This is a genomic window from Paenibacillus sp. J5C2022 (assembly GCF_025567625.1).
Lineage (GTDB): Bacteria > Bacillota > Bacilli > Paenibacillales > Paenibacillaceae > Pristimantibacillus.
Genome location: NZ_JAOQJC010000005.1, coordinates 90,089 through 102,110, shown reverse-complemented (window position 1 = coordinate 102,110; position 12,022 = coordinate 90,089). Strand labels below are relative to the sequence as shown.

Annotated in this window: 9 protein-coding genes; 8 read left to right on the top strand and 1 reads right to left on the bottom strand. The window is 55.2% G+C overall.

Annotation, left to right across the window (positions count from 1 at the left end; all coding sequences use genetic code 11):
* The gene (locus M6D81_RS05730) at positions 1 to 339 is read right to left on the bottom strand and encodes an ArsR/SmtB family transcription factor (RefSeq protein WP_262675867.1); all 339 of its coding nucleotides are present in this window, start codon (positions 337 to 339) and stop codon (positions 1 to 3) included.
* A gap of 632 nt (positions 340 to 971) precedes the next feature.
* Here M6D81_RS05730 and mutS point away from each other — a divergent pair.
* The 8 genes from mutS to M6D81_RS05690 all read left to right on the top strand — a co-directional run bounded on the left by mutS (position 972) and on the right by M6D81_RS05690 (position 11,964).
* On the top strand, positions 972 to 3,740 hold the full coding sequence (mutS, locus tag M6D81_RS05725) for a DNA mismatch repair protein MutS (RefSeq protein WP_262675866.1): 2,769 nt from the start codon (positions 972 to 974) through the stop codon (positions 3,738 to 3,740).
* Between the two features lie 39 nt (positions 3,741 to 3,779).
* The gene (gene mutL / locus M6D81_RS05720; RefSeq protein WP_262675865.1) at positions 3,780 to 5,822 is read left to right on the top strand and encodes a DNA mismatch repair endonuclease MutL; all 2,043 of its coding nucleotides are present in this window, start codon (positions 3,780 to 3,782) and stop codon (positions 5,820 to 5,822) included.
* Positions 5,819 to 6,616 (top strand): class I SAM-dependent methyltransferase, encoded by a 798-nt coding sequence (locus tag M6D81_RS05715; protein WP_262675864.1) that lies wholly within the window; start codon positions 5,819 to 5,821, stop codon positions 6,614 to 6,616. The genes mutL and M6D81_RS05715 overlap by 4 nt, the downstream gene beginning before the upstream one ends.
* Positions 6,603 to 7,577 carry a tRNA (adenosine(37)-N6)-dimethylallyltransferase MiaA gene (miaA, locus tag M6D81_RS05710; protein ID WP_262675863.1) on the top strand — a complete coding sequence of 325 codons (975 nt, stop codon included), beginning with the start codon at positions 6,603 to 6,605 and terminating at the stop codon, positions 7,575 to 7,577. The genes M6D81_RS05715 and miaA overlap by 14 nt, the downstream gene beginning before the upstream one ends.
* Before the next feature lie 16 nt (positions 7,578 to 7,593).
* Complete coding sequence (gene hfq, locus M6D81_RS05705) at positions 7,594 to 7,839, top strand: RNA chaperone Hfq (RefSeq protein ID WP_262675862.1); 246 nt, start codon at positions 7,594 to 7,596, stop codon at positions 7,837 to 7,839.
* 181 nt (positions 7,840 to 8,020) lie between these two features.
* Positions 8,021 to 10,555, top strand: coding sequence for a PBP1A family penicillin-binding protein (locus M6D81_RS05700; protein WP_262675861.1), 2,535 nt, complete (start codon positions 8,021 to 8,023; stop codon positions 10,553 to 10,555).
* Between the two features lie 177 nt (positions 10,556 to 10,732).
* On the top strand, positions 10,733 to 11,290 hold the full coding sequence (locus tag M6D81_RS05695; protein ID WP_262675860.1) for a ribonuclease FAU-1 family protein: 558 nt from the start codon (positions 10,733 to 10,735) through the stop codon (positions 11,288 to 11,290).
* Entirely contained in the window at positions 11,287 to 11,964 is a 678-nt protein-coding gene (locus M6D81_RS05690; RefSeq protein ID WP_262675859.1) for a YdcF family protein, read from the top strand. The genes M6D81_RS05695 and M6D81_RS05690 overlap by 4 nt, the downstream gene beginning before the upstream one ends.
* Positions 11,965 to 12,022: the final 58 nt, after the last annotated feature.

Genomic DNA, 12,022 nt, shown 5'->3' with positions numbered 1-12,022 from the left:
TTATTGTTCCTCCTTTTTGGTCATCGTTTTGAGGTGTTCTTCCAGTACATCGAAGCGTTGATTCCATTCGCGGCGGTGCTGATCGACCCAGGCTGATGCCTCATCAAGAGGCTCCGTGCGCATCGTAAGGGTCCGCCACTGGGCGTTCGCAGTTCGTTCGATCAGTCCTGCTCGCTCCAGCACTTTGAGGTGCTGGGAGATTGCGGGGGCGCTTATCTCGAAGTGTTCAGCGACTTCCCCGACTGTAGCGGCTCTCTGTGACAGTCTGGTCAGGATATTCCGGCGTGTCGGATCGGCGAGAGCGGCGAAGATGAGGCTGAGTGTGTCTTTCGCAACCAATTAAACAACCCCTTAATTAAGGATATTATTAAATATAATAAACAGTGAATGATCGTGTCAAGCTTTCTGGAATTTCTTTTGACACGTAGCTCGTTATCTCATCTAATACTATCGTTAAGCAGTGGTTAAACTGCTCGCGTTTCTATGCAGCCAAAATGAGCGTTAAGTCCCGCTTTTCAGTATACCTCGTGCTCCAATGTGACCATTTTGAGCGATAGAGAACTATTTGGAGGCGCACGTGGCACACTTGGCAGGGCTATGTAAGCATAATGAGCGATAGCGCACAATTTTCAGCTATTTTTCAGGGCTATGTGAGCAAAATGAGCGATAGAGAACTATTTGGAGGCGCACGTGGCACTCTTGGCAGAGCTATGTGAGCATAATGAGCGATAGCGCATAATTTTCAGCTATTTTTCAGGGCTATGTGAGCAAAATGAGCGATAAGGCCCGCTTTTCAGTATACCCCGTGCCCCAATGTGACCATTTTGTGCGATAGGCCGCTCTCTCCGGGGCGAACGAAGCAATTTGGCAGTTCGATGTACCATTAATTAGCTCCCGCATAGTGCATAGCCCTCCGTCGATTGTTATAATGAAGAGATGGTGTTCATTATCAATTTTCGGGAGGAACGCAAGTGGCTGGTTACACTCCGATGATTCAGCAATATTTGGCTATAAAAGAAGAAGCGAAGGACGCTTTTTTATTTTTTCGTCTCGGCGACTTCTATGAAATGTTTTTCGACGACGCCGTGCTTGCCGCCAGAGAGCTGGAGATTACGCTTACTGGACGGGATGGCGGAGGAAAGGAAAAGATTCCCATGTGCGGCGTGCCTTATCACTCCGCTAGCAATTATATCAGCAGACTGATCGACAAAGGCTATAAAGTGGCTGTCTGCGAGCAAGTAGAGGACCCTTCGGCAGCCAAAGGCGTCGTGCGCAGGGAGATTGTAAGAGTCATCACGCCGGGCACGGTCATGGAAGACAAGTCGCTGGACGGGACGACGAACAATTTCATCGCATCCGTCGTAAGCGTAGACGGCATGCTGGGCCTCTCTGCATGTGACCTGTCCACGGGCGAGCTCTATGTGACCTCTTTCCCTGAAGGCATGACTGCGCTGCTGGACGAGCTTACGGTCTATGAGCCGTCAGAGCTTGTCGGCGACGGGGAATTGCTCGCGAAGCTGAAGGCGGAAGCGGCATGGAACAGGCAGCTGCCGATGACGGCGTGCGGCGAGAAGGGCGAAGAGCAGCTGCGGCAGAAGTTCGACGAGGGGCAAGTGCAGGAGCTTAGCGCCGCCAGACGCAAGGCGGTCGCCGCTCTTGTAAGCTACCTGGAGGAGACGCAGAAGCGAGCCTTGTCCCATATGCAGTCGATCACCGCCTACGAACCGAATCAGTTCATGGTGCTGGACCATTATACGCGACGCAATCTGGAGCTGACGGAGACGGTGCATAGCCGCAGCAAGAAGGGCTCGCTGCTCTGGCTGCTGGACCGCACGGGTACGGCGATGGGGGCGAGGCTGCTGCGGCGCTGGATTGACAAGCCGCTGCTGTCGGCCTCGGCGATAGCCCGCCGGCTGGATGCGGTGGAGACGTTGTACCGGAATCTCATATTGCGAGAGGATATGCGCGCTCAACTGCAGCCGATCTACGACTTGGAACGGCTCGTTGGAAGAGTGGCCTACGGCAATGCGAACGGCCGCGATTTGAACGCGCTGAAATCCTCTCTGCGCCGCATTCCGGAGTTGAAGGAGATGTGCTTGAGTTCCGGTGCCGACGTGCTGATCAGTCTCGTCGAGAATGCCGACGATTGTGCCGATCTGGCGGATATGATCGACACCGTGCTTGTGGAAGATGCGCCGTTGTCGATTCGGGAAGGCGGGCTGATCCGATCCGGCTACGACGATTACCTGGATCAGCTGCGCGAAGCCAGCACGAACGGGAAGAAGTGGCTGGCGGAGCTGGAGCGAAGAGAACGCGAGGCGACGGGCATCAAGTCGCTCAAGATCGGCTACAACAAAGTGTTCGGCTATTACCTCGAAGTGTCCAAGGCGAACCTGTCCATGCTGCCGGAAGGCAGGTACGAGCGGAAGCAGACGCTTGCCAATGCGGAGCGGTTCGTTACTCCGGAACTGAAGGAGAAGGAAAGGCTCATCCTGGAAGCAGAGGACAAAATGGTAGACGTGGAATACACCCGATTCCTGGAGCTTCGCGATCACATCGCGTTGCATCTGCATCGCCTGCAGAAGGCTGCCGTGCTTATTGCGGAGCTGGATGTCTATCAGTCCATGGCTACCGTAAGCGCCGAGCGGAGGTACACGCGGCCGGAAGTGGGCGAAGCGTACGATCTGACCATAGAGGATGGACGCCATCCCGTTGTAGAGGCTGTGATGGAGGGGACGAGCTTCATAGCGAACGGCACGAGTCTGGCCCGTCCCGATCACTCGATCCTGCTAATCACCGGTCCCAACATGGCGGGCAAAAGCACGTACATGCGTCAAGTGGCGCTTATTGGCATCATGGCTCAGATCGGCTGCTTCGTGCCGGCGAAGCGCGCCGTGATCCCGTTAACGGATCGCATCTTTACAAGAATCGGTGCAGCGGACGACTTGATCGGCGGGCAGAGCACCTTCATGGTGGAGATGAAGGATATCCAGGTTATGACGGAGAAAGCGACGGTGTCCAGCCTGGTCATTATCGACGAACTGGGCCGGGGCACTTCCACTGGTGAAGGGATGGCGATTGCGCAAGCCGTTATCGAATACATTCATCATCACGTAGGCTGCAAAGCGCTTGTATCGACGCATTTCCACGAGCTGGCGCATCTGGAGCAGTCGCTGCCGTCGCTTGTGAATGCAAGGATGGCCGTCGAGGAAAGCGGCGACGACGTGACATTCCTGCGCAAGCTCATTCCGGGCGCTGCGGATACGAGCTACGGCATTTATTGCGCGCAGCTTGCCGGTCTGCCATCTTCCATCATCGGGCGGGCTTATGATCTCCTGGAGCATTCCTTAGCGACAGACATCGCCGAGACTGCCGTGGAGCGCTCCGTTGAGTATGCAGCTAAGCCTGCCGCCGATCATGCGGCTGGAGAGACTGTCTTGCCCATCTCCGGGCCAACGCAGGATCAGAGCGGGGACTCATCGGCAACGCCGGCAGCCTCCCGAACGAACGGCATACCGAATTCATCCGCGGAGCCTTCAACCGAAGAGCGGCGGAATGGAATCGTACAGCTGTCGATGTTCGAAGAAGCGGCTGTTGCACAAGAGTACCAGGACCGCAGGAAAGGGAGCGCCAAGGGGGACCAGCTCGTCGAGAAGCTGCGCAAGCTGGATCTGTTCAATATGACGCCGATGCAGGCGATGCAATGGTTGAATGAGATGAAGCAGAAGCTGAACGATTAGTGACGGTTGGCTAGCAGGATTCGGAGAGGGGAAACGGATATGACGAAGATTCGAGTGCTGGAGGAGCAGCTTGCCAACCAAATCGCGGCGGGAGAAGTTGTGGAACGTCCTGCATCGGTCGTTAAGGAGCTGGTGGAAAACGCCGTTGATGCAGGAAGCACGACGATCGATGTGTCCATTGACGAAGGCGGCTTGACGCTGATTAAAGTAACGGACAACGGAGGCGGCATCGCAAGAGAAGATATGGAGACTGCCTTCCTGCGTCATGCGACAAGCAAAATTGCAACGAGCAGCGATCTGTTCCGCATAGCCAGCCTGGGCTTCCGAGGGGAGGCGCTGCCCAGTATCGCCGCCGTATCGCGGATGGAGTGCATATCCGCGGACAGTGATACCGGTCTGGCCAGAAGGCTGCGGATCGAAGGCGGCTCCATTACGGCGGACGAGCCCGCCAATGCGCCGCTCGGCACCAGCATGAGCGTAAGCGATCTGTTCTACAATACGCCGGCCCGATTGAAATATATGAAGTCCATCCCGACGGAGCTGGGGCATATATCTGACTATATGAACCGGATAGCCCTTGCCCATCCCGGCATTGCCATTACGCTGGAGCATAACGGGAGTGTGCTGCTGCGCACGACGGGAACGGGAGACCGATTGCAGGTGATAGCAGCGGTATACGGCCGCAATACGGCGAAAGCGATGCTCAAGGTAGAAGCGGCGGACAGCGACTACACGTTAACGGGATACGTGTCCAAGCCGGAGTTGACTCGCGCGAATCGCAACGGCATTACGGCAATCGTGAACGGACGCTACATTAGAAGCCATAGCATCAACGGAGCGCTGCTGCAAGCCTATCATACTCTGCTTCCGATCAACAGATATCCGCTTGCCGTACTGGAGCTCGGCATGCATCCCAGTCTGCTGGATGTTAACGTGCATCCGTCGAAGATGGAGGTGCGCTTCAGCAAGGAAGTCGAGCTGAGAGCGCTGTTGGAGAAGGCGGTGAAGGAGGCGCTGCATGCACAGCGTTATACGCCAGGATTGGATGCAGGCCGCAGAGAGCGCAGCGGACCGCAGTACGTGCAGGATACCATCTCCTTTCATGTGAACGACCGCACACCAACGCCCTCACAGCCGGCCATTCCGGCCGCTTCCGCTGCGAGAGAGCGTAATTCCGGTTACGGCGGCGGATTCGTCGAGCGGGAGTATGTTCCTGCCGGTGCGACGGAACGGCTATATGCTCCGCCCAGGCCGGAGCGATCCGAATCGTTCCGCGAGCGGGGAGCAGCCGATGGCTCGGCAGGAGAACGTTATGTCGCCGGCGGCGACGGTTCTATCGGTGACGCAAGCTTGCCGCGGCCAGAGCTTGAAGACGCGCCGCCGCCACCGATAGAATCGGCAGTGCCATCCTCTCACGCCGCCTCTGCAACCGATTATGACCCGCAAGCTGCTGCATCAGCTGCAGTCAGCCAGTCTTCCGCTTCGGAGGCGAAGGGCTTCCCGGAGCTGCACTGGATCGGTCAGCACCATGGCACTTATTTGATCGCGCAATCGGAGGACGGCTTATACTTGATCGACCAGCATGCCGCGCATGAGCGAATTAATTATGAGTATTATCTTCATAAATTTGGGAATCCTGTAGCTGCAAGTCAGCAGCTTCTCGTGCCCATCACATTGGAGTTCACGCCGGGCGATGCCGCCCAGCTGAAGGAATTGCTGCATCTCATGTCCGCTGCCGGCGTGGAACTGGAGTCGTTCGGCTCCCAGACCTTTCTCGTACGGGCATGTCCGGAATGGCTGCCGAAGGGACAAGAGGAGTCGATTCTGGAGGAGATGGCCGATCTGGTCATCCGGGAGCGCAAGCATATCGATATCGGCAAGTTGCGGGAGGAAGCGGCAATTATGTGCTCGTGCAAGGCGTCTATTAAGGCGAACGACCGGCTGACGAGAGAAGAAGGAGAAGGGCTGCTGCGTCGGCTGGCAGATTGCGATCAGCCGTATACGTGCCCGCACGGCAGGCCGATTATCGTTCATTTGTCTACTTATCAGCTGGAGAAAATGTTCAAGAGGGTGATGTCATGATCGTTACGACATCCGTCAAGCCCTCCGAGAAGCTTCTTGCGCAAGCGAGAAAGCTGTCGGAGGAACTTGGCGTTCCTCTCATTGCCAGACGAAACGCGACGGTGCGCAAGCTCGTGGGGGCGCAAGACGATCAGCGGGTTATCGTAGCGACCGAAGAAGGCGTCAGATTCTATGACGGGAAAGGCACTCAGCCGGATACGCCGCTATTTTACCATCCCAGCATGGCGCTGGTTCGGGTGAAGCGGCTGCGCACCGGAGAGAGCGACCCGTTAATTGCCTATTCGGGCTGCAGCAGGGGCGATGCCGTTCTCGACTGTACAGCCGGATTGTGCTCCGATTCGCTTGTGTTCGCTTATGCCGCAGGCGAGGAGGGCAGCGTCACGGCGCTGGAGAGCGAGCCTGTACTGCATGCGATTGTGAGCGAAGGCTTGGCGACTTATGAATCCGGTCTTCCCGATGTGGACGCGGCGATGCGCCGAATATCGCTGCAATGCCGCAATCATACGGATTATTTGGAGCAGCAGCCGGACAACAGCGTGGATATCGTATATTTCGATCCCATGTTCCGACGGCCGGTATATGAATCCAGCTCCATCGGCGCCATTCGCACCGTTGCGAACAGCGGAGCGCTGCTGCCGGAAGCGATCGGCCACGCGAAGCGCATTGCGCGCAAGTCCGTCGTGCTGAAGGAGCAATATGGCAGCGAGGAATTCGAGCGGCTGGGCTTCCTGGAGCTGCCGTCCAGGAAATCGACGAAAATTGCATACGGAGTGATTCAGGTTGGAGAAGGATAAAGGGCCGTTGCTTGTTTTGCTGGGACCGACTGCAGTCGGCAAGACGGCGTTAAGTCTGGAAATTGCGAAAAGTTGGAATGCGGAGATTATATCCGGCGATTCCATGCAAGTATACCGGGGAATGGACATCGGCACGGCGAAGATTAAACAATCGGAGATGGATGGCGTCCCCCACCATATGATCGATATATGCGATCCCGCACAGCCCTTCTCGGCGGCTGAATTTCAGGATCGGGCGCGTGCCGCCATCTCTGATATCCACAGCAGGGGGAAGCTGCCGTTCATCGTAGGCGGTACCGGACTGTATGTAGAGTCGCTGTGCTATCAATACCAGTTCGCCGATATCGGCTCGGATGAGACGTTCCGGCAGCGACAAGAGCAATATGCCGAGGAGCATGGAAGCGTAGCGCTGCATGCGAAGCTGGAGGAGATCGATCCTGAAGCGGCAGAACGTCTTCATCCCAACGATCAGCGGAGGATTGTTCGGGCGCTGGAAGTGTATCATCTGACTGGGGAGACGTTCAGCAGTCAGCAGGCGAACCAGAAGCGCGAGTCGCCGTACGAGCTTCTGCTGCTCGGGTTGACAATGGACCGTGCGGAATTGTATCGTCGTATAGAGAAGCGCATTGACGTCATGCTGGAGGAGGGTCTTGTCGGAGAAGTGGAGAGGCTCCTGGGCATGGATGCGCCTCCGCATACCGTCCCGATGCAGGCGCTCGGCTATAAGGAGATAGCCGCTTACTTGCGCGGAGAGATGTCCTATGAAGCCGCTGTGGAGCGTCTGAAGCGGGATACTAGAAGATTTGCCAAGCGCCAGCTGTCATGGTTCCGCCATATGAAGGATATACACTGGATTGATGCGGGGGAAAATTTTCACAACAATTTGATTCGGATTCATGCTATAATAGCAGGAAAGTTTCAAGGTCATCTTGAATATAAATCTAACCAATCTTTTTTTTGACGGGGGTAACGTCCAAATGAACAAATCTATCAATATTCAAGATACGTTCCTGAACCAGCTTCGCAAAGAGAACATTCCGGTTACCGTGTTTTTAATGAACGGCTTCCAAATACGCGGCGCCATTAAGGCATTCGATAATTTTACCATTATTATTGACAGCGAAGGCCGTCAGCAAATGGTGTACAAACATGCAATTTCCACATTTGTGCCTCAGCGCAACGTATCGCTTATGCAGCAGGACAACAGCTCGTCGGATAGCTGACTCTTTTTGCCAAATGAAACTTTCCGATGACTTCTTGCGTTTTATTAGATAGCGGCATGCAGGAGCAACCCGCCTACGACGGGTTGCTTTTGTTGTTTCGCAGCTCGCAGTGCTGATTATTGGACGGAGAACGCCGCTTGGACATCGAAGGCGGCACAATTGGGTACAGGGGGGAAACATCATGGCTGGACAGTCGAACAAACAACCTTTAAAGACAAAGACAAAGAAAAAGAAAAAACGTTTTTCGGGACGCAAATGGTTCTACGGACTATTCTTCGCGGCAGTGCTTGGCATCGTCTGTGCGATCGTGGGATATCTGCTCATCATCCTGAACGGCGAACGCATACTGGAGGAGCATGGCGACAAGCTGGAATTCGGCGAGGCGTCCATTATCTACGATGCCAACGGCAACGAAATCAATAAGCTGTACGATTATGAAGAACATCGCGAAATGGCGGAGTTCAAAGAAATTCCGGAACAGCTGCTGAACGCCGTCATTGCGACGGAGGACCAACGCTTCCGCGAACACTCCGGTCTGGACTTCTGGGCGATCGGACGAGCGGTCGTGAAGGACGTCATCGCCCGCAGCGCCGTGGAAGGCGGAAGCACGATCACCCAGCAGCTGGCGAAAAACGTGTTCCTGTCGGCGGACAAGACCTTCTTCCGGAAGGCGACGGAAGCATCCATCGCAGTAGCGTTGGAGCAGCAGATGTCCAAGGATGAAATACTGACGATGTATTTGAACCGCATCTACTTCGGCAAGGGCATACATGGCGTGAAGGCGGCGTCGGAATATTACTTCGGCAAAGACCTGTCGGAGCTGGAGCTCTGGGAATCCGCAACACTTGCGGCGATGCCGAAAGCGCCGAATCGCTACAATCCGGTCAATAACCCGGAATTCTCCAAGGAGCGCCGCGCGGTTGTCCTGAAGCTGATGTACGATCAAGGTTATATTAGCGAACAAGAGATGAACGAAGCGAAGGCGCCAGATTACGAGGTGCCTGCCAGCCAGGCGGAGTACAAGGTAGGCTCATATCACGGTTTCGTCGATTTCGTAATCGAAGAGGCTGTCGAAGTGACGGGCCTATCGGAAGAAGAGCTGCGTGTAGGCGGTTATCATATTTATACGACGCTTGATCCCAAGGCGCAGGACGTCATGGACAAGGAGTTCAACGATGCAAGCAATTTCGAGGAAAGCATCGATGAGAATATCGTTCAGGGCGCCATGGTCATCATCGACCACCGTACAGGGGAGATTAAGGCGTTGAACGGCGGCCGGGAGTATGAACAGCGTGGCTGGAACCGCGTAGACAAGCCGAGACAGCCAGGTTCGGTATTCAAGCCGGTTGTTTCCTACGGGCCGGCTCTGGAGTCCGGGAAGTTTTTCCCATGGACGATACTGGAGAACGATAAAAAATGTTTCAACGATTATTGTCCGAGAGATCGCTGGGGCCCGACGCCGGTCAGCATGAAGCAGGCGATGAAGGATTCCCGCAATCTGGCTTCCGTCTGGCTGCTGAATCAAGTCGGCATCAGCGAAGGTATCGCTTTCGCGGAGAAGCTTGGCTTTACGCTGGAGAAGGAAGACCGCAATCTGACGATAGCGCTGGGCGGACTGACGAAGGGTGCTTCGCCGCTGCAGATGGCGACAGCTTACAGCGTCATTGCCAATGACGGGAAGTCGGTCGATCCGCACACAATTAGAAAAATTGAAAGCAATAAGAATAATAAGAAATACACGTACACGTACGAAGCTCCAAAAGCGGAGCAGCTGATGTCCCCCGAGACGGCCTGGTATTTGACCGAAATTATGCAGGCGGTCGTAGAGAAGGGCGGTTCCGGTCAACGCGCCGCATTCGGCCGCCAGCTTGCAGGCAAGACGGGTACGACGCAGCACGGCATTCCTGGCTATACGGGATCGGGCATCCGCGACGCCTGGTTCGTCGGCTACACGCCGGAATGGACGGCTGCCGTCTGGATGGGGTATGACAATACGGATAAGGACCATGTGCTCATGAAGGGCAGTCCGCAAGCCGCAGCCTTCTTCGCGAAAGTGATGGGGCCGGCAATGGAGCATGTGGACAAGGGCAGTTTCAAGCGTCCGGAGAACGTGAAGGAACAGAAGCCGCCGGCGGCTGTATCGGGATTCCAGGCCGCCTATGTGGAGCAAGGCGTCCTCGTGGAGCTATCATGGGACGCTAGCGAGGATAGCAATATCTCCTACGAAGTATACCGCAGAGAGGTCGGCGTCACAGAATTCAGTTTGTTCTCAGAGGCCGTGCTGACGAAGCTGACGGATATGACGGTATTCCCGGGCAAAACGTATGAATACTATGTCGTGGCGCACGATTCCGCATCGAACTTGAGAAGCGCGAATTCGGCTGCCGTCGCAGTAGAAATTCCGGACGGAGAGCTGGGCATTCCGGAAATTCCGCTGGACCCTGATATCGACAATCCCGATCTGGGCACCGGCGAGCCCGGGGACAACGGACAGGGTGATGGCGGACAGGGTGATGGCGGCCAGACTGACGGCAATGGCAATCAGCCTGACGAAGGAACGGAGGTCCCTAGCGAAGGCGAGGGGCAGCCGGGCACAGAGACGCCGGGCACTGCGCCGGTCGAAAGTACGAATCCGGACTCAGGTCAGGGAGGTAATGCGGGGGCGGCGGACACGACGCCTTCTGAGGCTCCTTCTTCGCCCCCGGATGCAGCGTAATCATTGGTTCTTGCAGCCGGAAGGTCCATCTCGCGGGATGGGCCTTTTGTTTTTTTTTTCGGCGCGGCGGATAGGCTGGCTTGGTTTATTTTACTCGTTCACTGGAGATGGACATTGAGATATGGTAATCTTTTTCTATAGGATGCATTCCTAAATGAACGGAAAGGTAAGTTCCTTATGAAAAGAAAATTTTCCGATCGAGCGAACTGGCGCCGTATATTGCGTAAAAGCTACTCTTGCATGGCGCTTGACGGCGACGAGTTCAAAGGGCTGGTAACCTTTTACCGTATTCACGAATTGCGCGAGCCGTTATGGAAGGAATATAACGGGCACAGGCTGTGCCTGGCGGATCGCGGATATTTATGGATGCAGCATTTCCCCAAGGGGGAGCACTTCGTCGTCACGACGATGTTTGACGATAAGGGCCGTGTTGTACAATGGTATATTGACGTATGCAAGACACAAGGATTGACAGATCAGCAGGTTCCTTGGTTCGACGACTTGTATTTGGATGTAGTTGTGCTGCCAAGCGGCGAAGTTTATTTGATGGATGAAGATGAGCTGGAGGATGCTCTCAGGCAAGGTGACATTAGCAATAAGGATGTAGCGCTGGCCCGCAAGACGGCGGGACGGCTCTTGTCCAGCATCCGGAACGGCAGATTTCGCTACTTCACGCTCAGCTTGAAGCATCGCAAGAGCTTGTTGCGAAGAACAGGGGAGCTAAGCGAATCATGAAGACGGCGACAAGGAGCAGGAAAGGGCCGCGCAGAAGGAAGAAACTCCTTCGGTCGTGGCCTCTCTTTTTTCGCATAATCTTGGCGGTCATGTGTCTAGGATTGCTATGGGCCGGTTATGTTTTCTGGATCATTCAGGACTATAACATGAAGAAGCAATATGCTCCCGCTGACGCAGGAATTGTGCTGGGAGCAGCGTTGTGGCGCGATCAGCCAAGCCCTGCGCTTAAGGAACGGCTCGACTTGGCGCTGGCTCTCTATGAGCAGGGTGTTGTCGACCGGCTGATTTTAAGCGGGGGGCTCGGAGGGTTGGTCTCGTCGATTACGGAAGCGGAAGGCATGCGGAACTATTTGACGGACAGAGGTGTGCCGGAGGACGACTTGCTGCTGGAGAACAAGGCAAGCAGCACTTATCAGAACTTATATTACAGTAAGGAAATAGGAGAAAGCGAGAGCGTACAGTCTTACTTGATCATTACGCATGACTATCATGCGGCCCGTGCCGGCGATATCGCGGAATTTCTGGATATGGGGGATGTGCAGGTGGCCGGCGTAACATCGCAAGTGCTCAGCCCGGTGTATCACTCATTAAGAGAAATACTGGCCTACACGAAGTGGAAGCTGGACGCCTTGACGCTATGGTCCGGCTTGCGGGACGATGCTTCGATGATATGAACCTGCCAACTCTGCTAATATAGGACAGATCCATAGAATACACTTGTAGTGCGGTGTT

Bases quoted from the DNA above. Each gene is read 5' to 3' on its own strand.
- M6D81_RS05690 (WP_262675859.1), top strand. From the start codon at position 11,287: ATGAAGACGGCGACAAGGAGCAGGAAAGGGCCGCGCAGAAGGAAGAAA.
- M6D81_RS05695 (WP_262675860.1), top strand. From the start codon at position 10,733: ATGAAAAGAAAATTTTCCGATCGAGCGAACTGGCGCCGTATATTGCGT.
- hfq (WP_262675862.1), top strand. From the start codon at position 7,594: ATGAACAAATCTATCAATATTCAAGATACGTTCCTGAACCAGCTTCGC.
- mutL (WP_262675865.1), top strand. From the start codon at position 3,780: ATGACGAAGATTCGAGTGCTGGAGGAGCAGCTTGCCAACCAAATCGCG.
- M6D81_RS05715 (WP_262675864.1), top strand. From the start codon at position 5,819: ATGATCGTTACGACATCCGTCAAGCCCTCCGAGAAGCTTCTTGCGCAA.
- M6D81_RS05700 (WP_262675861.1), top strand. From the start codon at position 8,021: ATGGCTGGACAGTCGAACAAACAACCTTTAAAGACAAAGACAAAGAAA.